Genomic DNA, 23,885 nt, shown 5'->3' with positions numbered 1-23,885 from the left:
CTTCGGGTCCATACGGACCAACGTGCCCCCAGTCGGACTCGAACCGACACTGTGCGGATTTCAAGTCCGGAGAAGTGGATTCACCTGAACGTTTCTGGACTCGATAATTGTTCACTTGCAACGTTTTTCGTACATTACCGTCCGGGCCAGTCCATGTCCGAACGTACCGACTTGTGACACTCTCGTGACACTGAGGGTTCCCGCCCATCGGCGGATCGGACCGGCCTGGACGACAAGGGACTTTGGTACCTCGAACCGGGTGTGCAACTTCCGACCGCGCGTATCACCGTGTCGGCTCGAGATTCAGCGGATCAGCAGCGGCGATTGGCCACGGGACCGATCGGGCCGAAAAGGACGATTACCGCACTGTCAGCAGATTTTGGCGGTGTGCCGCGTCAAGAGATCGCTTGATGTCCGGCACGCCCCGCGTCCTCGAATGCGATACCAGGACAACCCATCAGTTGGTAATGATCACGCCGAGGTCTCACGTAGCTCGTGCTCTCGGTCCTCCAGAGCATCGATGGCGGCCGCCGTCAGACTCTTCACGATGTGTTGACGCATGAGATCTGCAGCCCCCTGCGAGTCTTGTGCGACAACGAGTTCGAGTATTCGGAAGTGTTCCTGGTGGTCGACGGTGCGCGGTTCTGCACCGGGTGGCAGCTCGAGACCGATCCGGCGATAGCGGTCGGATTTGTCCCACAGGTCATCGAGCAGACGGATCAGGACGTCGTTGTGCGACGCCAGATACAGCGCGCGGTGGAAATCTCGGTGCGCACGCAACGCGTCCTCGCCCCACTTCTGCGTGACCGGCAGTAGCCGTCCCGCGGCCGCACGCATGTCGGCGATGTCTGTGTCTGTTCGCCGATCGGCAGCCAACTCGACTGCGGTTGGATCCAGCGACAGACGAACCTCGAACAGCTGACGCGCTTCCGCTGCGCTCATGGGCGCAATTCGCACGTTCTTGTGATTGTCGAGCTCGATGAGCCCCTCACTGCTGAGCCTTCGTACTGCCTCGCGGATCGGGGTGATGCTCATGTGCAGCCGGTCGGCGAGCTCGTATTGCGCCAGTTTCGATCCGGCGTCGAGAGTGCCCATCAGGATCATGGCGCGCAGCTCGGCGTAGGCGACTTCACCTTTGCTGGAGAAGACATTGGTAGGAGCGGTCACTGCTGGACCTGCCTCTCCGCTATGGACACACCCTGTCGGGGCTGACCTTGGTCCGGGTTGTCGATCATTGACTCTACACCCGCAACCCGTAGTTCTTATAAGATACCTCACCGACTTTCCGGATCTTATAAGTAAGGGTTGTGTTCGCCGTCACTCTGAGCTACCGTCGTTTACACCTTATAAGATATGAGAAAGGCATTCCCATGAAGATCATCTCCGTACACGAGGGCATCGTCCCGATCAGCTCCTCGATCCGAAACGCATGGATCGACTTCTCCAAGATGGATTGCTCGATCGTGGCCGTCGTCAGCGACGTGATGCGCGACGGCGAACCGGTGGTTGGCTACGGCTTCAACTCCAACGGGCGCTACAGCGCCGGCGAGATACTCCGCCGTCGCGTCATCCCCCGCCTGCTCGACGCGGCACCCGACGCCCTGCTCGACGCCGAAGGCGAGCTGGACCCCACCCTCGCGTGGGACTTCATGATGAGCAACGAGAAGCCCGGCGGACACGGAGAACGCTCCGTCGCAGTCGGTGTCGTCGACATGGCACTGTTCGACCTGGCTTCCAAGATCGCCGAAAAGCCGCTCTACCGGTGGCTCTCGGACAAGCACGGTGACGGACAACCCGACGACTCGGTGTTCGTCTACGCAGCCGGTGGCTACTACGCGCCCGGCAAAACCCTCGCCGACTTGCAGGACGAGATGCGCGGTTTCCTCGACCAGGGCTACAACGTGGTGAAGATGAAAATCGGCGGTGCCGATCTCGCGGAGGACCTCGAGCGCATCGAAGCCGTACTCGAAGTCCTCGGTGGCGACGGGCAGCGCCTCGCGGTCGATGTGAACGGGAAGTTCGATCTGGCCACCGCCCTCGAATACGGCGCAGCCATCGAGCAGTACAACCTCTTCTGGTACGAGGAGGTCGGTGATCCCCTCGACTACCGTCTCAATGCCGTTCTGGCTGAGAATTATTCGGGACGCATCGCAACCGGTGAGAACCTGTTCTCACTGCAGGATGCACGTAACCTCGTCCGCTACGCCGGAATGCGACCCGACCGCGACATCATCCAGGTCGACCCCGCACTGAGCTACGGACTCACCGAATACCTGCGAATCCAGAAGATGCTCAAAGACCACGGCTGGTCTTCACGCCAGTGCATTCCTCATGGCGGACACCAGTTCTCGCTGCACATCGCAGCAGCGCTCAAGCTCGGCGGCAACGAGTCCTACCCCGGCGAATTCCAGCCCACCGGCGGATTCGCCGACGGGGCAGTGGTCGAGAACAGCCGCGTCGGACTCACCGAGACCCCCGGCATCGGCTTCGAGGGCAAAGCCGCCTTCTACAAGGTCCTGCGCGAATTGCACTGACCACTGCCAGACCGCTTCGACCAAAGCTCCACGTGACGACAGAGCTACGCCGACACACCAGCCGCTGCGCGGCGTAGCTCTGTCAGTGCTGCGCGAAAAACATTCGTAGACAGCAGTTCCGAAACGGTCTTGCACGAGCGGGACCACACTCCCCCACCCTTGCTGCTGTGCAAAGGAGCACCTCATGGCGACCACCCACCTCGACACCCCGAACCATCCGCCCCACAACACCCCCGAACGCTCGCGTCTCGCTCGGTTGATACGAGAACTGTGGTTTCAGGTCATCATCGGAGCAGTCGCCGGTATCGCCGTCGGCATCTTCCTGCCCGACGTCGGATCGGCACTGAGCCCGCTCAACGATTGGTTCATCGCGCTGGTGAAGATGATCGTCGTCCCGGTCGTCTTCTGCGTGGTCTCGCTCAGTATCGCCTCGATGGACAACCTCCGCAAAGCCGGCCGGATCGGTGTCAAGGCAATCGGCTACTTTCTGTTCCTGTCGTTGATCTCCATGCTGTTCGGGCTCCTCGTTGCCAATATCTTTCGCCCCGGCGACGGAATGAACATCGACCCCTCAGCACTCGATTCCTCCTCCCTGCCGGTCGACGAGAACTCTTCGGTCTCCGGTATCGAATTCGTCAACAATCTCATCCCCGAATCACTCTTCGGCGCACTCACGGGCCACACGATCCTCGCGGCCCTGCTCGTATCCATCATTTTCGGTGCAGCACTCAACGTTTCGGGTGAAGCCGGGGCACCCATCACCAAAGGAATCAACTCACTCTCCACCGTCGTGTTCAAGATCGTCTCCTGGGTCATGAGACTGGCCCCGATCGGAACCTTCGGCGCACTTGCTGCAGTCGTCGCCAACTACGGCGCGTCGACGTTGCAGCAGCTCGGCTACCTGATCTTGTTGTTCACCGCGACGTGTGTGGTGTACGTCATCGTCATCCTCGGCGGCATCGCCCGCGCCTGCGGACTGCGACTCTGGCCGCTGATGAAATTCCTCAAAGCCGAACTGCTCGTGGCGCTCTCCACTTGCTCGAGCGAAGCAATCCTCCCGCAATTGATCAAGAAGCTCGAACACCTCGGAGTCGGAAAGCCGGTCGTCGGCATCGTGATCCCTTCCGGGTTCTCCTTCAACCTCGACGGCTCCGCCGTCTACCTCACCATGGCGTCGCTGTTCCTCGCCCAAGCATGCGGTATCGACCTCAGTTGGCAGCAACAGCTGATCATGGTCGGAATCATGATGCTCACCAGCAAGGGCACAGCCGGCATCGCAGGCGGGGCATTCATCGTCCTCGCCAGCACCATCACCGCCGTCGGACACATCCCCCTAGCAGCACTGGCGCTGATCGTCGGTATCGATCGAATCCTCAACGAGGGCCGCGTCTTCATCAACGTTCTCGGAAATGCCATGGCCACCATCGTGATCGGAAAATGGGAGAACGACTTCGACACCACCCGGGCACGCTCGGTTCTCAATGGCGAGATCGACTACGACCCCAATTACGACCCGGACCGGATTGGCGACTCCACGGAGGCCGAGACGTCGACCGACAAGACCAACGCCCGAGTCTGACATCGGTCGGTCCACCCGCCGGCATTCGACGCTTGACGTCGAATGCCGGCGGCATTCGGCCGTTTGTCCCATGTCGTTGCACCACAACCGATCTCCGCACACGCCACGGAAGGACCGCGCCAGTGGGAACGATCCTCATCACCACCGACTACCTCGTACCCGGCGACGAGGTAGACCAGCTTTTCAATGCAGCCGGCCATCGAACAGTGCACAGCCCTGCAACCGGTCGACGCGCAGACGGAGAAATGGCCGACCACCTGCTCAGGTGCGACGCAGCGCTGATCGCCAGCGAACCCGTCACCGCAGAAATGATTCGGCCAGCCCGATCCCTGCGCGTCATCGCACGCAGCGGTGTCGGATACGACTCCATCGATGTCGAAGCAGCGACCGCGCTCGGCGTCGTCGTGTGCAACACCCCCGGTGCCAACAAGAACGCCGTGGCCGAGATGACGGTCACCCTCCTACTGATGTGCGCCCGGAGGATCGTCGAAACCGTCGACGGCGTCAGGACAGGTCACTGGCCCCGACACGATACCGGCGAACTACATGGTGCCACCCTGGGAATCATCGGCCTCGGGCCCAGCGGGCGGGCGGTAGCCGAGCTGGGCCGCGCCTTCGGTATGACCGTTCTGGTCTCGACCGGCCATCCCGCTGCCGAACTCGACGTGAGCTATGTCGACAACGAAGAGCTGTTCTCCCGATCCGACTTCGTCACCCTGCACGCGCGTGCTCAGCCCAACGGCACTCCGATAGTCGACCGCGCGGCGCTCGCCGCCATGAAGCCCTCCGCCTACTTGGTGAATACAGCACGTGGTTCTCTCGTGGACGAACCCGCACTTGTCGACGCGCTGAGGCGCGGTGACATAGCCGGCGCAGGACTCGATGTATTCGCCCGCGAGCCAGTCGATACGGACAACCCGCTCCTGAGAATGCCCAACGTCGTGTCGCTGTCCCACATGGCCGGGCAGACCCGTCAAGCACGTACCGAAGCGAGCCTGGCTGCCGCCCGCGACATCGTTGCAGTTCTGGACGGCCGGCACCCACGCGGCGCGGTGAACGCTCCCCAGAACACCCGTCTCGCCGAGCCTGACAGCCGCCACTAGGCCTCGGGATCGTTCAGGCAGTGGGTCTACCCGGACGTCACGACGTTTCGAATGAACCCGACGCCTTCGATACTGACTTCGATTGTCTGGCCCTCGGTCAGGTACTCGCGAGGTGTTCTGTTGTGGCCGTTGCCGGCTGGCGTTCCGGTGAGAATCACATCACCGACCTCGAGAGTCTTGAACGTCGAGATGAGTGAGATCAATTTCGGCACCGAGAAAATCATCTGGTCGATGCATCCGTCCTGCACCAGAACGCCGTCGACCATCGTACGGATCCGTGCATCGGGCGAAACGTCCTCGTACGGAACGATCCACGGCCCCAACGGAGTGGTGGAATCCCAGGCCTTGCCCTGCAACCACTGTGCGCTCGAGCTTTGGAAGTCACGCACGGTCACGTCGTTGGTGACCGTGCAACCGAGAACATGATCTATCGCGCTCGATTCCGGGATGCGCCGGCCGCGGCGACCGATCACGATCGCCAACTCGCCTTCGGCATCCACCGCCACCGACTCCGAGGGCATCTCGATCGGATCGTATGCGCCGACCAGACAAAACACGAATTTCGTGAAGAAGACCGGGTAGGCGGGGGCTGCAACGCCGACGGGGAGGGCATCGTAATAGTTCATGCCCACGCCGATGATCCTCGATGTGTCGGTAACCGGGGGGAAGCAGCCTGACATCGGCTGTGGGCACAGATCGGCTGTATTCGGGGTGTGAAGTGCCGCGACGCAGATCGCCTACCAAACCTGCATCGAGGGGGAAGATCGTCGTGTCTCGACGCCACCCGACCGATACCTCGCCGCTGTATTCGTAACGAACGTAAGCCATTTCTCAGGTGCTCATCGGATGCATTGGGGCCACCGAGCCGGTCGTCAGCCGGATCAACTCTCGGGTGATGTTGTCGCCGAGGGTGTTCGTGGTGGCAGATCCGCCCATATCGGGAGTAAGTGAGTCTCCTCCGTGGGCGAGCACGCTTTCGATTGCGCTCATCACCGCTGCCGCCGCCTCGGTCTCTCCCAGATGATCGAGCATCATCGACGCACTCCAGATCTGCCCGATGGGATTTGCGATTCCCTGTCCTGCGATGTCCGGTGCCGACCCGTGAACTGGCTCGAACAGACTCGGGAACGACCGCTCGGGGTTGATGTTGCCGCTCGGGGCGATCCCGATGGTGCCGGTGCATGCGGGACCCAGATCGGAAAGAATGTCACCGAACAAGTTGCTTCCGACGACCACGTCGAACCAATCCGGGTGCATGACGAAATTGGCCGCCAGGATATCGATGTGATACTTGTCGACGCGGACGTCCTGGTATCCGGTGGCCATAGCTTCGACCCGCTCGTCCCAGTACGGCATGGAGATGGAAATTCCGTTGCTCTTCGTCGCCGACGTCAGGTGCTTCTTGGGGCGAGTCTGTGCAAGATCGAACGCGTACTTGAGAATTCGGTCGACTCCCGTGCGGGTCATCACCGTTTCCTGGGTGACGATCTCGCGATCGGTCCCGTCGAAAATCTTACCGCCGATAGACGAATACTCTCCCTCGGTGTTCTCACGTACGACGTAGAAGTCGATATCACCGGGCTCACGGCCAGCGAGCGGGCTCGGCACTCCGGGTAGAAGTTTGACCGGCCGTAAGCTCACGTATTGGTCGAAGTGACGGCGGAACTGGAGCAGGCTCCCCCACAGCGACACATGGTCGGGAACCACTTCTGGCCACCCGACAGCACCGAAGAAGATCGAGTCGAAAGACACGAGCGTGTCGAACCAGTTGTCAGGGAGCATCTGGCCGGTCCGCAGAAAGTAATCGGCGCTGGCGAAGTCGAAATGCTCGAAGTCGAGCGAGAACTCGAACGCCGACGCAGCAGTTCGAAGGACCTTCAGCCCTTCCGGAACTACTTCTTTTCCGATGCCGTCACCGGGAATGACAGCAATGCGATGTGTTGCGCCCATAAGGGGATCTCCGTTCGTGGAAAAGCTCGATCAGACTGATTGAATGCCCAGTGCACGTGCGTGTTCGATCAGGGCCCGTGCTCGCCCGAGACGGGGCGGATCGCTTCCGTCGCGTATCACCGACCCGCGGGACTCGAATTCGGCGAGGAACTCCGCAGCCCAGGTCAGATCCGCGGAGGCGGGGCTCATGGACGTGTTAGACCGCGAGCGCTCCGAGCCCACCCTTGACTGCACGCCACTGTGCTGCCGCATCGTCGTGACCTTCTTCCTGTCGAGGCCTGATCGGCGAGGTCCGACCTCGTCCGGTCCTGCGCTCGACTCACTGAGTCACCGTATCCACCGCAGTCTTGCATCTTATAAGAAAGTCCGCAAGGGGTGCTGCGGCTGAAGCTCGACTCCGCTATTTGTTGTTACCCTCGGGCCCCTCCAGGAGCGTGGCGGTCGCCGAGGCCTGGTGACCACTCAGGGCTACCGCGCCCCCATCCCGTGGCCGCTTGCTGGATTGCACTACCTGCGTAGCCGTTGGTCGGGCCACTCGATCATGCCGAGCCGAGCGTGCCGAAGGTGCCTCGTGCTCTCGGTCGATGGAAGCGTGATGTCGTGGACGATCCGGCCTTCGTCTGGATCAGTACATCCGCGTCCGGGTGTGCACTCCGCCAGTCAGCAACAATTCGTTCGGTTGCACCTTGCGCGTAAATGTCCGCTGTGTCGAACACTGTGCTGCCGACCTCGACCGCATGGTCCAAGATCGTGGTCGAGCCTGCGGCGTCCAGGCCGATATCGGAAGCAACAGTTCCGGCATCGCCGCCGAAGTTATCCGTTCCCAACAACACTGGGCGAAATCGCCGTCTGAGCGTGGACGTGAGGTCGGACGTGGTCATGGCTGTGCCTCTTTCGGGCCGAGGGTCGGCGGTGTCATCGGTGTCGATTCATGCCGGTCGGCAGGTTCGAGTGCGGCGGCCGTGGCGCGGCTGCGGGACCGACGTCGTGCACGGTTCGCGGGGTCGAGTCGGTCCCGCATGAACTCGGATGCTTTCGGCCCGGAAACGAACTGCGCCTTGCTTTCTGCCAGGGTGCGCCCTGTCCGACGGTCCACGAATACCGGGTCGATGGTCTCCCCCGCCTCGTCCACCAGCACCACTGCACGGTCGTCGTATTCGACGTGCTTGTTGCCCCAGGCGTAGAGCGCGACGATGACCGGTGTGAGTTCTCGCCCCCGGACGGTCGGTACGTACTCGAAACGAGGCGGACGGTCGCTGTACTTCCGACGCTCCAACAATCCGGCGCCGACCAAGGATTTGAGCCTGCGCGTCAACATGTTCGGTGCGATACCGAGATTGCGCTCGAATTCGTCGAAGCGGCTGAACCCATCGAGTGCATCACGCAGGATCAGCAGAGTCCACCATTCACCGACCTGTTCGAGCGCGCCGGCGATAGGGCAACCCATACTGTCGAAACTGCTGCTCTGCATGTATCACCTCGGGGGTATGACGAGCAGGGAACTCGTTCCGGTGGCAACGACGTTACCGTCCTTGTCGACTATCGATCCTTCCGCGAAGATGACTCGTGATCCTCGCTTGACCACAGTTCCGGTGGCGATCAACGGTCCGCTCGAATCGAAGATTCCTCGGAGGTAGCTGACGTTCAGATCTATCGATGTGTACCCGGTTCCGGCAGGCAGCGTGGTGTGCGCCGCGCAGGCGATCACCGTGTCGAGCAACGTGCACGCGAGACCGCCGTGCACAGTGCCGATGGGGTTGTAGTGCGCCTCGGACGGAGTGCACTCGAAGACCACTTTGCCGTCCTCGACCTCGACGGGATCGAACTGCATCAGAACCGCGATCGGCGGTGGCGGTAGCTCGCCCGCCGCCAGAGCCCTCATCACCTCGAGGCCACTCATTTGCGACGCCTCTCGCAACACCGATTTCGGGGTAGTCCAGGTGAAAGTCTGTGAACGTTGGTCCTGGCCGATTGTCATATCCGTCCTTCAGCAGTGATGAAGCGCAGTTGAGTAACTATCAAGATGATAGTCAGTATGGCACAGCGTCCCCCAAATGCACGGCGACGTTCAGGACTTCGATACCGAATTTCGATAGTCAGATTTCTTCGGATCCGATGCGATCGAATTTATGATCACGATGCTTCCACCACTCCAAGGCAGTACTCGCGGAGTGCGCGGCGTACGTGCGGTCTTCCCCGAAACCGACCATGTGCGTAACGGCCATCGGAGCCAGTACAGCGACGACAGCATCGCCGTGATCATCGAAATGTCCGGCCGCTTCCAGGGATACGAACCCGTGAACCAAGCTCCACAGTTGAGCCGCTATCAGTTCGCCGTCCTCCTCATCGATTCGACCGGAGGACGCAAGATCCTGGCATGCACGCGCCAGCACCTCGTATGCATCCGAGAACGGCTTTCGCGTCACGGTCGCAGGCGCAGCCGCCCGGTACGTCCCCCGGGTCGAGAGACCGAACATCATGTCGTACAGATGAGGGTTGCCACGAGCCATTCCCCGGACACACAGGGCCATCGAAAACAGCTGAACCTCGGGTTCGACATTCGAGGCGGCAGCGTCGAGAAGTTCCGCACGAAGCATCGAAAATCCGCGGTTGACCACCTCGATCAGCAAACGTTGCAGATCACCGAAGTGGTGGTAGACCGCGATCGTCGAAGCACCGGCCTCCTCGCTGATTCGGCGCACTTTCATCTCACCCGGACCGTGAACGCGCAGCACCTCGATAGCTGCTTCGACCAGCCGCTCACGTACGGGACCACGCTGCAGAGCCGACTTCTCGTCTGGGGACCCGACCATCAAACGATGGTGTCACAGACCGAGGTTCACCCAGGCACGACCATTGCGGTCGCTCGCCGTCGCTGCTATAACTTCGTTATGCACCTGGCTTCGGCGGTACCTGCACTTCGCTCCAGAAAGACCCATGCGTTGGTGACGCTGTGTTTCGCGGTCTTCGTCGTCAACGTCTCCACCACGATCGTCAACATCGCATTGCCCACCCTCGTAGGCGATCTGGGCGCGACAACCCGAGATCTTCTGTGGATCGTCGATGCCTTCAATCTCGCGTTCGCAGCACTGGTGCTCGCTGCCGGATCGCTCAGCGACCGATTCGGACGGCGCCTGTTTCTTCTGGGCGGACTCACGTTGTTCGCGATCGCATCGCTGGGCGGGGCATGGAGCAGCGATCCGGGGCAACTCATCGCGTGGCGTGCGCTGGCCGGCGTCGCGGCAGCGATCGTGTACCCGGTGACGTTGTCGATCCTGACGAACGTGTTCACCGAACGATCCGAGCGGGTTGCAGCCATCGGAATATGGGGCGCAGCGACCGGAGTGTCCGTCGCCGTCGGCCCCGTCGTCGGCGGCGCTCTGATCGAGCACTTCTGGTGGGGATCGATCCTCGTATTCAACGGTGCCGCAGCACTGTTCACACTGCTGATGGCCACCCGAACCATTCCTGACTCACGCGATCCGTCCACGCCTCCGCTCGACAAATCAGGACTGATCCTGTCCACGATGGCAATCGGATCACTGGTCCACGCGATCATCGAAGCGCCCGACCGCGGGTGGGGTTCACGAGCGACCACACTCGCTTTCGCCTTCGCAGCAGTGCTGTTGACCGTCTTCGTCTACCGGGAGTCACGCGCCCGCCACCCCATGCTCGACGTACGACTGTTCAAGAACATGCGGTTCACCGCGGCAAGCGGAGCGGTCACCAGCGCCTTCTTCGCCATGTTCGGTTTCATCTTCCTGGTCACCCAGTACTTCCAATCCGTCCGCAGTTTCGGAGCCCTGGAAACAGGCGTGCGCATGCTCCCGGTCGCGGGAGCACTTGCTGCGTTCTCACTCGTCAGCCCTCGCCTCGCCGTGTCGATAGGCAGCAAACTCGTCGTAGCGAGTGGACTTGTGTCGTTGACCGCCGCGTTCGTCTGGATCTCGACCATCGACGCAAGCACCGGATACGGGCAGATAGCCGGGCAGATGGTCCTTCTCGGTGCAGGCCTCGGCCTGATCAGTGCGCCCGCAACCGAGGCCATCATGGGGGTGGTGCCAACCGACAAGGCAGGGATGGGATCTGCCGTCAACGACGCCACGCGAGAACTCGGCGGGACCCTCGGCGTCGCCGTCATCGGCTCGGTTGCGCTCTCGGTATACCGCGACAGCCTCGAAGGCACACAACTACCGCCGGTACTGATGGAGCCCGCTCGGGAATCGGTCGGCGCGGCACTCGCCGCGTCGCAGCAAGCAGCCACCGCCTTCGGTGATGCAGGAACGCTTGCTGCACGCGAACTCTCGGACCTGGCCCGAACCGCATTCGTCGACGGCTTCACCACCGGAAGCCTCGTAGCAGGGGTGATCACCGCAGTCGCGGCAGTACTGATCCTGATATTTCTGCCGGCGCACCCCAATCAGCAGACATCCGACGACGAAACCAGCGAATCCTCGTTGCCGCAGTGACATCTCCCGTCGGCTACTCGTCAGGATGCCTGCGCATCCGATCGACGCCCGTCCTGTGTCGACAACAGAATCTGGGGAGCCGCGAGAACCAACTATTCGAAGTAGCTGTTGATAGCACCTCGACGATGAGGCTGACCCGACATCTCGCGGGTATCGACGAGGTCAGTCAGCTCAGCCAGATCGAGTTGCGACAGCCTAGTGACATCGAGCCTCACGCGAAGACGACGATTGAACACATAAACCAGACCTGAACTGCACGTACGCCAAGATACGGCGCCGAATGAAGAAGGCTCCCGCGCGGATCCGAAATCCGCTGCCTCCGTTGTTCACTCAGATCCATGGTCGGCCACTGAGGTCCGCGCTACCACCCGAAAAGCACTGTCCCGGTCCAGAAATCTGGATCCATATGGACTCTGGTGCCCCCAGTCGGACTCGAACCGACACTGTGCGGATTTTAAGTCCCTGGAAGTGGATTCACCTGAACCTTTCTGGACTCGATATTTGTTTACTGACAACGTTTTTCGTGCACGACCGTCCGAACCAGTCCATGCAGATTCGTACCGACTTGTGACACTCTCGTGACACCGAACTTCGCACACTGTAGCTGCGTCGGAACGCCCTGAACGACCACGGACCGCGGTGGGATAAGACGGACAGGCGATCGCGCTCCTCAGGAGTGCGGCAGCGGATCTTGTGACACCCACACCCACCATCGTGGCCGCTGTGCCTCACTCATGGCTTGTTCGCCGAAAGCCTTGTGTCTGCAGCCCTCCGCTCGTAAACGAAGTCCATGAGAGGCGATCCTCGTTGCTGCTAAAGGTGTTCATATTCCCAGCCCGATGCCTTGGTTGCCAAGGACGGAGCGGGTGACTCTTGGTACGTCGACACCCGTTCGGGTCCTCGGCAGGGTTGCGTCCGCTATTTCGCTGCGGAAGCCGCCGATCAAAGCACTTCCTACTTACCATTCCTCGACGGAATACCTCGACGCCTCACGTGTCGACGTCGAGTCGCTGTCTGAGCTAGACGGCCCGGCCCCGGTCATCTGTAACCGCGCGCTGTTCTGGGATCGCCCCCGCGCTGAATCCGTTCACTTCACGACACAGTCGACGCCCGCCCCGCCACCCCGGACCAAGTCGCTATACGCCCAGTCTTGAGAGTCACCAGCAAACCTCTTGTTATGGTTCTGTTGCAGTACTTTTTCCCGGAATCGTCATGGGCGGCGTTTTTTGAACAAACGCCAGTCGTCGCGGGCTGTTCGGCCGACAGCTATCCGAGAATTCCTTCGTGTCGGCGGTCGTCGGCATAATTGAGAACGCCCGCTACGACGACGTAAGGCGTCGTAGCGCCGGCGGCATTAATCCGCGGATACCTACTGGGATGCACCGGCCCGGTGACGAAGATCGGAGAAGCGTGGCGGACGAGACAGCACCTGACAGCACGGGTCGGACAGGACCGGATCCATACCTACTTGCTCAGGTGCGAGAAGCCTTCGGGCGCGTGGTTTACAGTCACAAAACCCGAGAGAAGCAGGCTGACATGTGCTTCACGAAGCACCGGTGGCAGCAGGGGGTCCTTGTCGCCCTTACTGCTATTAGCTCAGGCACCTTCCTGGTCGCAGTGGTCGGCCTTATCGGAAACCCGGTCCTGGCCAGCTTGACGACGTCGTTCATTGCGCTTGTAGTGACCTGGATGAGCCTCGGCGCGAAAACCTTCAAGTTCGCGGACGAATCCGACGCCCATCGCGGCGTTGCCACCCAGCTCTGGGCTGTCCGTGAGTCCTACATCTCCTTGATCTCTGACCTGATGTCCGGTGGCATCTCCGATGAGCAAGCAAGGACGCGGCGCGACGAGCTCCAGGAGGCCACGAGCGCCGCCTACGATGATGCGCCGAGGACGACCACAAAGGCCTACACGCGCGCTCAAGAGGGACTCAAGCACAACGAAGAGATGACCTTCGCTCCCCGGGAGATCGACCTCTTCCTGCCCGAAGCACTTCGCCTCAATCGCGGCGAGGTGCGGCAGTGAAAACATCGGAGGTCTTCGACGGTCTACTCGCAAACCTCAAGGTCGGCGACACGGCGACCACGGTCAGTTCGCGCCGGGACGAGATCACCAAGTCGCTGAACAAGGACTTCCGGTCCAAAGACGGTGACACCGCCCACAAGTTGATGGTGGGCTCCTATGGCCGTCACACCGCCATCAAAGGCGTCTCCGATCTCGACATGATCTACATCCTTCCTCCGAGTATCCGGGACGACTATGCCAGCGAGTCCGGACCGCGGAGAGTGCTGGAACGCGTCCGGAACGACCTGAAGGCGCGGTACTCGAACACTGACATCCGCGTCGATCAGTGCGTCGTGCGCGTCCAATTCCAAAGCAACGCTTTCAAGTTCGAGGTCCAGCCGGCGTTCGCGAACGCTGACGGCAGTTTCGACTACCCGGACACGGCGACGGGAAGTTGGAAGGTCACCAAGCCTCGCGCCGAGATCGAGGCGACAAGGGCGTGCAACGGCCGCACCTCGACGAACATGCGGCATCTCGCGAGGATGGCCCGAGCGTGGAAAAACGCCAACGGCGTAGGTATGGGCGGCCTACTCATCGACACCCTGGTTCACCGGTTCTTTGCTCAGACGAACGAATACGACTCGACCGGTACCGGATCGTTTGACTTGATGGTCCGCGACTTCTTCAGGTTCCTCATGGAGGAACCGGACAAGGACTTCTACTTGGCGTTGGGCAGCAACCAACGGGTGAAAGTAAAGGCGAGATTCCAGCCGAAGGCTAAGAAAGCGTATAACCGCTGCCTCCAGGCAATCACCGACGAGGGTAAGGCCTCGGCGAACAGAAAGTGGCGAGAAATCTTCGGAAGATCGTTACCACTTGAGGCCGTTGTCGAATCAGCACGCTCTTTCGACAACACCGAAGAGTTCGTCGAGCAGAAGTACCCGATTGACATCCGATACACGCTCACGATCGACTGCACGGTCACCCAAAATGGCTGGCGTCCAACATCTCTAAGAGAGATGCTTCGAGCCAGTACTTTACTGCTGCCCAACAAGGGACTAGACTTCACAATCACTGCGTGCGATGTCCCGGATGTGTATGACGTCCGTTGGAAGGTACTCAACCAAGGCGATGAAGCCGAGCGTCGGAACATGATTCGCGGGCAGATCGTCGAGCCCAACCGCGCGAACGGCAGACACGAAAGCACCTCGTTCCGCGGTAAGCACCTGGTCGAGTGCTACGCCATTCAGGACGGCATAGTAGTTGCACGGGACCGCATCGATGTACCAATCAGCGCAACAGCCAGGAATGCGACTTAGCCGCACCAATCGAATGTGAAGGCACTCGCGGCGTCCCGCTCGGCACCGTCGCGCACAGATGTTGAGTTCCGCTGTCGCGAACGACCCGGAAGTCGACGCCGAGATCTCGTACCTGTGCCGCATCCGCGTGGCGGAATAGGGCGGATGAACGCATGGCACGTGCCGGCCGGGGCAAAAGTTCGCGTTGGTCGAGCAATTCGGCGAGTCTTGATCTGTAGGATTACCAGTAGTAAGCCTGGTCGGCGGGCGGACAAGGGCCCCCTGCCTCGGGATGGATCGGACAGACTGTCACGGGCAAGCCGAAGTTGTTTTCAGTGTTCACGGACGTCGGGTCGCCGTTGCCGTCGATCGTGACTATACGAGCTGCGCCACCGATGCTCGAAGCGCCGACCAGGAGTCTGATTTCGTTGTAAGACTCTATCGCCGTTGCTAATTCGGACACGGTGACGTCAGGTCTATCGGTATCAATGCCCAGTTGGTAACTCTGCAGATCCTGTTCATCCAGCCATCGCAATGTGGCGCTGTCTGCCGCCTCAAAATATGCGGTCCTGAGCAGGCCCCAAACTATGTCCGCAGTGGCGGCGATATCAACCAGTGGCTCGCTATTCGCTGCGTCGACGCGCTGCTTAGTCGTGGAGACCACGGGGATACCGAAGCGATGCCCAGATAACAGCTCTCCTTCTAACAGGAAGTGTTGATGGACGGGCTGGCATTCAGCAATGGGCTCGAACTTGTTCGAGATGGTTGCGCTGACAACCTCACCTGCGTTAGGTCCGAATGGGACACACAGCCAGGACAGTTCAGCCTCACGAGTCGGCTTGCAACGGCATCCTGTCGGAAATTTCGAGGGGGACGTAGACACTGAAAGCCTGTCGCCAGGCGAGCACAAACACCCTCCATCTCCCGGCTCCATCCACTCGTACTTTGGATCGATCTCGTCGCAGTTTCCGCAGTCGAAATTTTGTCCACACAAATAGCAAAGTTCAGCAGGGAAGACACACTCAAGATGCCGTGAAGCACAGTCACACTTCTGTTGCCTGTTGTACTCCTTGAGTTTGTCAGTGATGTGCGCGATGAAATGCGCGGGACTCGTAATACTCCCGCCAAATTGATCTACGATCTCCTCCTCGATTTTGCTGATCGGGTCGCCACCGATCCAGGCCCGGCCACTGGAGGCAGTGACGTAGCCACCCTCCCCGATGTGATACCAACGGATCTTTTTGGCGGTGTCCGTCTCGATGTGCTTCGGCAAGTTCGGCGAACACGTGCGGCCGTCGGATGCAATAACGTAGCCACTGGTTGCACGGGCGAAAAGGATCACGGTCATGCCTCTATTAGACCGGACAATGCCGGGCTCAGATGTCGAGATCGGTACCTCCTGCCAAGATTGACTTGACTGTCTGATGTTTCTTGCCTCGACACCCGATCTCTACACCCCCTCTCCTGGTCGACAGCATCCGAACCCGCCTCCGAGCGTAGCGATGGAGGGTTTACCGTCTGGCGGTTTGAACATGGCGGTTTGCACTCCTTCACCCAGGAGCAGAGCAATGGCAATGCGACGAGTTTTGATATGCAGGGTTACCGGTACACCACTGTGTATTGCATCAATGAGTCAGGGACCGGCCGGGCACCCTCTATCGCTACCACCTCAAACCCCATGCTCACCAGGGGGTTCCGTCAAGATTTCAGCCGAGCTGCCATCTCAAATCTCTGATGTACTCGAAAGCCAGCCGCCGAACGGATCAGGGGCGCAGCGCTAAACGGAGTCAAGGTTTGGGCGGGTCAGACGATGCTGGCCAGCTTTCCCATACGCGTCGTACAACCGTTGCTGTCCTTCCACACAGCGACACCGTCCACGAGTCGCGCGTTCATGAATCCACCGCCGTCACCCCACGGCCATACGGTACAAAGGTCAGCCACAACGTCCTGGACCGAATCAGCCATCGCCCACATCGCAAAGTCTTCGTCCGAGTCGACGCGGGTCCAGATCCAGCTACCACCGAACTCACACGGAACGACGCCGGCAATCGTCACCGCGCTCAGCAGGAACACACCGTCGATCTCCGGGTCGTAGTCGATCTCCCAATCGACGTGTTCAAATTCGTTGCCGTACTGGCGCACTTACAGGTCGCGGCCCAATGGAGACAGAGCCGACGCCCACGGCTCAGGCAAGTCCGAGTGCGCCACCCGAACCCCCAGCAAGGCAGACCACTTTGCCCTCAATAGTCGCTTAGACAAGTCGTGGTGACGCACCGAGTCAGTCCGTCAGCCCAGCGGTCCGCACCCGACGTCGCGGGCGTGCCCCAGCCTGGCTCATTCCTCGCGCGAGCTCGGAACAATACGGCCAATCGCGATATGCAGCGCTACCGGCAGCCTGTTCACAAGGCTTTTGCGGCGTACAGTTTAGCGCAAAGTCGTGTGCCAGTGGTGACTCATATCGGGGTTGGGACGGCGGACTTGAACCGTTGCTGCTGTGGCAACCAAATGCGGCAGCGCTGCTGTGCCCTCGTATGTCTGTGACTAGTGTGTCGGTTGCAATTGCATCTAAATGACGTTGCTGATCAGCCGAGAGATCCAGGTGGAAGGATGTCTTAGTGTTGGCGACCTGCGCACGTACACACCGGAGGCAGCAGTGACCACAGCCCAGGCACCCGCCGTAAAATGGGTGGCCGCGCTCACTGGACTGTCCCCTGCGCAGTCCGAGGAGTATGCCCGCACCCATCACCGACTCAACGTCCACGACTACGTACCCCGAACCTCACATGACGGTGCTCCCGGGGCGGGTAAGTGTGAGTGGAGCTCGCACACCAGCACCAGCCTCACCCCCGAGGAGGGTGGCGCGCTCGCATGGGTGCTCATCGACACGATCATGCGAGTTCGCTTCGGCCTAGCCACTGCTCAGTACTACTCGTGGCGCGCGCACACTCTCAATGGCACCAAGTTGTCACCACCGGACACGGCTGCCATCGCCGCGTTCATCGAACCGGTCTTCGGGTTGCCGACGAAGCCGAAAGATACGCATCATCTGCACGGCCACATCGCCGAGTGGCTCCTACATTTGCTCACGAAGAACAATGCAGCCGTTCGCCTTCAACCCGACCCTAAGGGCGACGTCACGGATGCCGGTGCCGACGCGTTCTCAATCTACGAGAATTCCGCCGGCGCGTTGCGGTTTCGGCTTTGGGAGAGCAAGAAAAACACCGGCAGCGGGCCGCTGTCCGGAAGTTTGAGCACCGCCTATAAGCAGATCGACGAACACGGCCAGCGTTACGTTGGGAAGCTTGTCAGCACTTTTCAGCCGGGCTCGCACAGTGCAGGAATACTCGACTTGATCGCCCAGCTACCCGCCGCGTGGGTGGAAGGAGATGCGCTCGTCGGTGCCGGGGTATCAGTGGCAACCCACCAGACGCTGTCAGCGCAGCCATTCAACAAAATGAGCGAAAAGCTACCGCGGCTGAGCAAGCCCGGTCAGCTACGCGGACTGGCCACCAGCATCAGCTGCTACGCAGAACTCGCTGAAACGGTACGGAGATATGCGTGGACCGCGCTCTAGCCGCCGAACACCTCAACGCCGCGTTCGGCAACGAGCACCTTACCCAGCTCCCCACCGTCGATGAGCTCACCAATCTGATCGCCGAACTCGAAATCGAGCTCGTTCGCGGCCTCACCGACACCGGGTTCCGCGCCGACCTCACGCAACTACGTCGCACCGCCTGGTATCTGCACGGGATTGCATCCACAGCAGACGGTGCCCGGTACCCCCAAGAGCAGCGGCGCCGCGCGTTCGCCGTCAGCGCTCATGTCCACGACCTTCTCCTCGATGACCCAGCCGAAACGGGCCTTGAGCAGATGTCCACCGCGTTCGCAGCCCAAGTCGGCTACCACCGCGCCGACGAGAGCCCCAACGCCGGTGCCATCTACCGAAGGATGCGACCTGTCGTCGATGTGGCGGCCGCATTCACCGACAGCGCAGACGTCGCTCTTCAAGCCGGGATACTGTTCCTCGGCCTCGATATGACCGCTCTCAACCAGAGGTTAAGCACCTGGCGCTCCGCCGCGACCGCGCTGACCCGCAGTGCCGAACTCGAAAGCCTGGACGGCACGATGTTCGGCCCGACACAACGGCTCCTTCGCGGTGTCACCGGCCTTGTCCAGTATCTGCGGGAAGGCAGCACCGAAGCGCTCGAAACCGCCCGCGGACACCTCCGGATCGTCATCGACGACGAAGTCGGCCTCAGCGATCTCGACACCCGTTGGGTCGCCGGGCACCTCATCGCCCTCGCTGACGGGCTCGAGGCCAGCAGCATCTGGGCCGTCCTGCCACCCGACCTCCCTCCAGCGGTCAAGCAGGCGTTCACCCTCGATGCGCAGCCCATCTTGACCCTGTGGCCGCCACAACGCGACCTCATCTCCCATCCGACGATCAGCCCTCTCGACCCGACAACCTCAAGGCTGCTCGTCTCCGTCCCGACCAGCGCCGGCAAGACACTGCTCGCACAGCTCATCATCTGCGCCCACACCGCCCGCGACGACCGCGACGTCTGCTACGTGACCCCATTGCGCAGCCTCGGACGAGAAATGCGTCAAGGGCTCCGCCCTCGACTGCGATACCTTGATCGCCGCCTCGGCGCAGATCTCCCCGACGGATTCGGCGCCCAGGACCTGTTCAGTGACGACACGATTGCGAGCGAGGACAACACCGTCCATCAGCCACAGGTCGAGGTCATGACGCCCGAACGACTCATGAACGCCCTGCGGCAGAACCCCGACGAAGTACTGAGCCGGTTCAGTCTTTTCGTCATCGATGAGGTCCACCTCATCGCCCAGTCCGGTGGCCGCGGACTGCTGCTCGAAGGACTGTTGGCGCTACTCGACGCCAGCGGCGCACGACTAATCCTTCTCTCCGGCGTTATAGGCAACGCCGCATCTCTCGCCGCGTGGGCGTCCAACGGACAGGCAGACGTGCTATTCACCGACGAGTGGAGAGCTCCACGTCGACTGCACGTCCTCCTTGGCACCGAAAAGATTGAAGAAAGCCGCACCGAGATCCCCGCTCGCGGGAGCAGAGGCACGAGTAAGACCCGATACGACCTGCTCGCCCACCTCGCGGTACGCCCAACCAGTACCACCACGCGAGACCTAGCCACCAGCAAAGACACACCCATCGGCCAGCTCGTGCTTGGCCCCGGCAACAAGCGCCTCAGCGGACCGAACAACAGCTCCACCGCATACTCGTTAACCGCTAAGACGGCCACTTTGCTGCTACGCGCCGGCAGTCTGCTCATGATCGTTTCCCACCGAGCCACGGCACGCGATGCCGCGAAAGTGATGGCCGACGAACTCGAAGACGACCCCCGCTCCCAGGGCCTTGCCGACGCCCTCGTCGCGCGCCTCGGCGACGATCATCCCCTGGTCGGAACAATTCGCAAGGGTGTGGCCTACCACCACGCCGGGTTGCCCGTCGAGGTACAAGAAGCGGTTGAAGACGCGATCCGCAGTGAGACCATCAAGGCCGTCGTCGCAACTAGCACCCTCACCGACGGCGTGAACCTGCCCGTCCGCACCGTCATCATTGCGACCACCGAGTACGACGGGCAAGATCCCGACTTCCGAATGTCTGCCGCCCAGCTCCTGAACGCTGTGGGCCGAGCCGGCCGAGCCGGAAAGGAATCCGAAGGATGGATCGTGTTGGCTCTGCAGAAGGCGATGTCCGTCCGAGATTTCGACCGGTTAACGCCCAGCTCCGATGAGCTGGAGGTTCACTCGACCGTAGCTAGGTCGGCCGCTCTCGAAGCCCTCGCCGAGGCCGAGGAATTGGTGGCCGAGACCCAAGATGCAATTCTGCGGTTGACACCCGACCAGGAGACCGGAGGGTTCGTCAACTACGTGTGGTTCATCCTCCACGTCCTGGAGCAGGTACCCACCCTCAAGCACACCCGAACCTGGTGGGAAATCGTCGAGCGCCTGTTCGCGTTCACCCAGCTCTCCGACGAACTCAAGGAGCGGTGGCTGACACTCGCTGATCTCGTCGAGACGGAGTACGAGCGGACACCGCCTGCATCACGTCGGCGCTGGGCAGAGGCTGGAACCAGCCTGGCATCAGCCGCAGTCATCGAGACAATCGCAGAGGCAGTTGCCGATCATGTGCAGGGACTCGGCAGCATCGACGAACAAACATTAGAAGAGACACTCGACGTCCTCACCAGCCTTGCCATCTACACCCAACTCTTGGCACTCCCGGAGGCAAAAAAATACTGGCGATTCCGAACTTCACCCAAGGGCGCGGACATTGACGTCGACACCGACGCCATGATTCGTGACTGGATCGCCGGACGAACACTCAGCGAGCTAGCCAACGACCATCTCGCCGAAGTGCCCAACACAGCGTTCCGGCTGGAGCAAATGGTCGACGGCATCAGCGAGGGGATCCAGCACTATCTGTCCTGGACCGTCGGCCTGGTCATCTCCCAAGCCAACGATATCCTTCGCTCACGCCTGAGTTCAGCGGCCCTCTTCGCTAGCACTGCTGCCCACCTGCGTTACGGCGTGGATTCACCACTCGCAATCAACCTGCTTGTACGAGATGTTAAGTCCCGGACGCTGGCGCAGCGGCTAGGGCGCCGGGCCAGAGAAGCCGGTTTTGATGAAGAAGGCTTACGCGAATACCTGAGCGAGCAACACATTCGACGGTGGCGCGACAAACTCGAAGCAACCCCGACGGATGTTCTCGACCTGCTCCAGTACGTCCAGGGGAGAGACCGGCACAAGCTGGCCGAGATGATGGAGACGGGGGCTGTCACCGCTCAGTCTCGGCTCGTCAACGGCGACGAGCAGGTCTTGCCGCTGCCCGTGAGCGTCGTCGCGTCGGACGACGGTGACGAACTCACGATCCGGGCCGAGGATCGCTCGATTCGCGGCTTCATCGTGGCGCGTGATCACGCCGGCGTCGCAGCGGTGCTCGCGAGCGGCCTAATACTCGACTTCACCCTCCAGGGCACCACGGTGACCATCACGCGCGCCTCGGCGGGGCAGATCGGGTTTCTCTAATTAACTGCCCCTTGCATGTCATAAGCGTAGGCGACAGATGCCGACGCACAACGTTGATGGGCTACGGCCCACTGGGTCCGCGTTATCGATGCGCGCAGACCCTTCATCCGCTAACCGTCACCCCAGCACTTGACGAGGCTCCGCACTCGGCGACAGGGCGACTGGTTCTCGTTTCGACACCGAGTTAGTTGCGAAAATGCGCGCACCGCTCCCAACACCACGCTACGTTGACGAACACGGACAAAGGTTCACCAGGCGTTGCTCTTGCTGTCTGCTGTCTGCTGTACGAGACAACGGGATCGGAAAAGTGCGTCAGCATGCCCGCGCCGCACATCGTCAGCCCGACTCTGTGATCTCGAAGCTGCCGCACGTCGGTACAGCTTGCGCCGGTAAATGGGGAGTAGGTAGAGCAGTTACCGCACCGTTAAGCTGAGTTGATTTCTGGGCATCTACTGGCGAGGACTCAGGTAATACGATGACTTCGCAAATGCCGAATTACCAGCAAACGAACTTCAGCAGTCGACTTATGCGTGTTGTATTTCTTTGTATTTCAACAACACTCGGCGACTCGCCCATGGCGTCACCGAGCGGTCCCTTTGACGTAGGGGCGGAGCCTCGTTGCGATCGCTTCGGTCTGCTCTAGGCTCAGCTCGTGGACTTTGTCCCAGTCGGTCCCTCCGCCGGCGACCGTCCCAGCTACATGAATGTGGAAGTGCGGAATGGCCTGATGGGCATCCACCCCGTTGTTCTGCCACACGCTGATGCCGGGGCGCTGTTCAACCTCGTCGATAGCTCGCGCAGCCATCCGCACGAGGCGCATGACCGCTTCCGATTCGGCATCGTTGATATTGAGCACGGTAGGAGCGTGGCGCGTGGTAACGACCAGTAGGTGGGACAGTCCTCGCTGCTCACGTGTCACGAGGACGGCAGCCTGGTCTTCCCGGTAAAGGATCGTGAACGGGCGCAGACCACTGAGATAATCGCAGAACGCGCAGGGGTACGCGTTAGGAACGTTGAGGTGGCTCATCACGATGTCTTCAGTGAGTCCAGAAACTCCTGAACTTCGAGCAAATCGATGCGCCGCTCGTCACCCGGTCGAACTACGATCCGTAACTCCTCGCAAACGCGCCGCTTACGGGATGCAAATACGAACGACAGAATGAGGAAGCGGATGGCGTCTTGGATTGGCAACAGAGTGGACATTCCGGACTGGCCTAGGCCGATTATCGGCGCAGAAACAGCATCGCCGTTCGATTGAACACGTACCTCGTCCCATAGTTGTTCCATTGCCTCCCAAAGCACACCCATCGAGGACGATGCATTGTTCCGCTCGTTCAGGCTGGTGTACGCGACACAGAAGTACTGCGTGCGCTGGTGACGGATTGTGGCGATGGTACCGAGCGGGTAGCGATCGGTGTTGCCTTGTTTCGTGACCGTACCGATGACCTGCTTGCCTGCCAGTGCGGCCCGTAGGTCTTGCCTCAGGCTACTCGAATCGTTCTGGTACACCTTCGCAAGGAACTGCCCTTGCACGCTGGTCGTAGCGATGATGTGTGGTGTTTCAATGTCGAACGTGTCGGCCATTCCGATGACGAGGCTGGTCTCCTGGTCGAAAAGATCGCCGGTGACGAGCCTAACCTTCGTGTCGGGCGTTGAGTAGTGTTTTTCCACAGGGTACGGCCACGACTTCCGAATGGAATAGGCGAGGGCTATCGCAGGAACGAGCAGGATTTCGGGAAGATCGAGTTTGCCCAGCGTGTCGGGTGAGAAGAGGTCGATAAGGCCAAGTGCGGCTGAGAGCACACCGAGCGCAGAGAGCCCGTGTGCCGCCAGCCCACGCCAAAACCGCTTATTGCGCAAATCTCGAGTGACAATCACAC

At 60.8% G+C, this 23,885-nt stretch carries 20 protein-coding genes and 1 pseudogene; 8 read left to right on the top strand and 13 right to left on the bottom strand.

What is annotated here, in order from left to right; genetic code table 11:
* Nucleotides 1-471: 471 nt before the first annotated feature.
* Nucleotides 472-1,167, bottom strand: a complete 696-nt coding sequence (locus CH275_RS21065; protein ID WP_094680159.1) for a GntR family transcriptional regulator — start codon at nt 1,165-1,167, stop codon at nt 472-474.
* 203 nt (nt 1,168-1,370) lie between these two features.
* On the opposite strand from CH275_RS21065, the gene CH275_RS21060 reads away from it, so the two are divergent.
* From CH275_RS21060 to CH275_RS21050, 3 genes are all read left to right on the top strand, one after another.
* Entirely contained in the window at nt 1,371-2,534 is a 1,164-nt protein-coding gene (locus CH275_RS21060; protein ID WP_094680158.1) for a mandelate racemase/muconate lactonizing enzyme family protein, read from the top strand.
* A 184-nt stretch (nt 2,535-2,718) separates the two neighbouring features.
* Nucleotides 2,719-4,113, top strand: a complete 1,395-nt coding sequence (locus tag CH275_RS21055) for a cation:dicarboxylate symporter family transporter (RefSeq protein WP_179276258.1) — start codon at nt 2,719-2,721, stop codon at nt 4,111-4,113.
* A 122-nt stretch (nt 4,114-4,235) separates the two neighbouring features.
* Nucleotides 4,236-5,216, top strand: a complete 981-nt coding sequence (locus CH275_RS21050; RefSeq protein WP_094680157.1) for a phosphoglycerate dehydrogenase — start codon at nt 4,236-4,238, stop codon at nt 5,214-5,216.
* A 26-nt stretch (nt 5,217-5,242) separates the two neighbouring features.
* Here CH275_RS21050 and CH275_RS21045 read toward each other — a convergent pair whose 3' ends face one another.
* The 8 genes and pseudogenes from CH275_RS21045 to CH275_RS21015 all read right to left on the bottom strand — a co-directional run bounded on the left by CH275_RS21045 (nt 5,243) and on the right by CH275_RS21015 (nt 9,979).
* A complete protein-coding gene (locus CH275_RS21045; RefSeq protein ID WP_094680156.1) occupies nt 5,243-5,896 on the bottom strand; it encodes a fumarylacetoacetate hydrolase family protein in 654 nt (217 codons plus the stop codon).
* A pseudogene (locus CH275_RS30440) lies at nt 5,889-6,044 on the bottom strand (hypothetical protein); the annotation flags it as partial. The pseudogene CH275_RS30440 and the gene CH275_RS21045, both read right to left, overlap by 8 nt.
* Nucleotides 6,045-6,047: 3 nt before the next feature.
* Complete coding sequence (locus CH275_RS21040) at nt 6,048-7,166, bottom strand: tartrate dehydrogenase (protein WP_094680155.1); 1,119 nt, start codon at nt 7,164-7,166, stop codon at nt 6,048-6,050.
* Between the two features lie 30 nt (nt 7,167-7,196).
* Complete coding sequence (locus tag CH275_RS21035) at nt 7,197-7,355, bottom strand: hypothetical protein (protein WP_179276256.1); 159 nt, start codon at nt 7,353-7,355, stop codon at nt 7,197-7,199.
* A gap of 350 nt (nt 7,356-7,705) precedes the next feature.
* Complete coding sequence (locus tag CH275_RS21030; RefSeq protein WP_094680154.1) at nt 7,706-8,047, bottom strand: aldo/keto reductase; 342 nt, start codon at nt 8,045-8,047, stop codon at nt 7,706-7,708.
* Nucleotides 8,044-8,637, bottom strand: a complete 594-nt coding sequence (locus tag CH275_RS21025; RefSeq protein ID WP_094680153.1) for a winged helix-turn-helix transcriptional regulator — start codon at nt 8,635-8,637, stop codon at nt 8,044-8,046. Before CH275_RS21025 ends, CH275_RS21030 begins: the two co-directional genes overlap by 4 nt.
* A gap of 3 nt (nt 8,638-8,640) precedes the next feature.
* A complete protein-coding gene (locus CH275_RS21020) occupies nt 8,641-9,066 on the bottom strand; it encodes a PaaI family thioesterase (protein WP_256991143.1) in 426 nt (141 codons plus the stop codon).
* A gap of 196 nt (nt 9,067-9,262) precedes the next feature.
* Nucleotides 9,263-9,979 (bottom strand): TetR/AcrR family transcriptional regulator, encoded by a 717-nt coding sequence (locus tag CH275_RS21015; RefSeq protein WP_094680151.1) that lies wholly within the window; start codon nt 9,977-9,979, stop codon nt 9,263-9,265.
* Nucleotides 9,980-10,057: 78 nt separating this feature from the next.
* On the opposite strand from CH275_RS21015, the gene CH275_RS21010 reads away from it, so the two are divergent.
* The 3 genes from CH275_RS21010 (at nt 10,058) to CH275_RS21000 (ending at nt 14,958) form a co-directional block, all read left to right on the top strand.
* Nucleotides 10,058-11,635: an MFS transporter gene (locus CH275_RS21010; protein ID WP_094680150.1), complete on the top strand. Its 1,578-nt coding sequence runs from the start codon at nt 10,058-10,060 to the stop codon at nt 11,633-11,635.
* A gap of 1,284 nt (nt 11,636-12,919) precedes the next feature.
* Nucleotides 12,920-13,660 (top strand): SLATT domain-containing protein, encoded by a 741-nt coding sequence (locus CH275_RS21005; protein ID WP_256991142.1) that lies wholly within the window; start codon nt 12,920-12,922, stop codon nt 13,658-13,660.
* A complete protein-coding gene (locus tag CH275_RS21000) occupies nt 13,657-14,958 on the top strand; it encodes a nucleotide-binding domain-containing protein (protein ID WP_094680149.1) in 1,302 nt (433 codons plus the stop codon). The genes CH275_RS21005 and CH275_RS21000 overlap by 4 nt, the downstream gene beginning before the upstream one ends.
* 220 nt (nt 14,959-15,178) lie before the next feature.
* Here CH275_RS21000 and CH275_RS20995 read toward each other — a convergent pair whose 3' ends face one another.
* Nucleotides 15,179-16,285, bottom strand: coding sequence for a hypothetical protein (locus tag CH275_RS20995; RefSeq protein WP_094680148.1), 1,107 nt, complete (start codon nt 16,283-16,285; stop codon nt 15,179-15,181).
* A 455-nt stretch (nt 16,286-16,740) separates the two neighbouring features.
* A complete protein-coding gene (locus CH275_RS20990; RefSeq protein ID WP_094680147.1) occupies nt 16,741-17,079 on the bottom strand; it encodes a hypothetical protein in 339 nt (112 codons plus the stop codon).
* Nucleotides 17,080-17,506: 427 nt separating this feature from the next.
* Here CH275_RS20990 and CH275_RS20985 point away from each other — a divergent pair, with 427 nt between their 5' ends.
* Both CH275_RS20985 and CH275_RS20980 read left to right on the top strand, forming a co-directional pair.
* The gene (locus tag CH275_RS20985; protein WP_094680146.1) at nt 17,507-18,511 is read left to right on the top strand and encodes a hypothetical protein; all 1,005 of its coding nucleotides are present in this window, start codon (nt 17,507-17,509) and stop codon (nt 18,509-18,511) included.
* Nucleotides 18,496-22,005 (top strand): DEAD/DEAH box helicase, encoded by a 3,510-nt coding sequence (locus CH275_RS20980; RefSeq protein WP_094680145.1) that lies wholly within the window; start codon nt 18,496-18,498, stop codon nt 22,003-22,005. Before CH275_RS20985 ends, CH275_RS20980 begins: the two co-directional genes overlap by 16 nt.
* Nucleotides 22,006-22,585: 580 nt before the next feature.
* Here the strand turns inward: CH275_RS20980 and CH275_RS20975 are convergent.
* Nucleotides 22,586-23,032: an HIT family protein gene (locus CH275_RS20975; RefSeq protein WP_094680330.1), complete on the bottom strand. Its 447-nt coding sequence runs from the start codon at nt 23,030-23,032 to the stop codon at nt 22,586-22,588.
* Nucleotides 23,032-23,883: a macro domain-containing protein gene (locus CH275_RS20970; RefSeq protein WP_094680144.1), complete on the bottom strand. Its 852-nt coding sequence runs from the start codon at nt 23,881-23,883 to the stop codon at nt 23,032-23,034. The genes CH275_RS20975 and CH275_RS20970 overlap by 1 nt, the downstream gene beginning before the upstream one ends.
* Nucleotides 23,884-23,885: the final 2 nt, after the last annotated feature.

This window comes from Rhodococcus sp. 06-235-1A (assembly GCF_002258785.1).
Taxonomy (GTDB): Bacteria; Actinomycetota; Actinomycetes; order Mycobacteriales; family Mycobacteriaceae; genus Rhodococcoides.
Note: the sequence above shows the minus strand (reverse complement) of the source record. Positions and strands in the feature narration are given on the sequence as shown.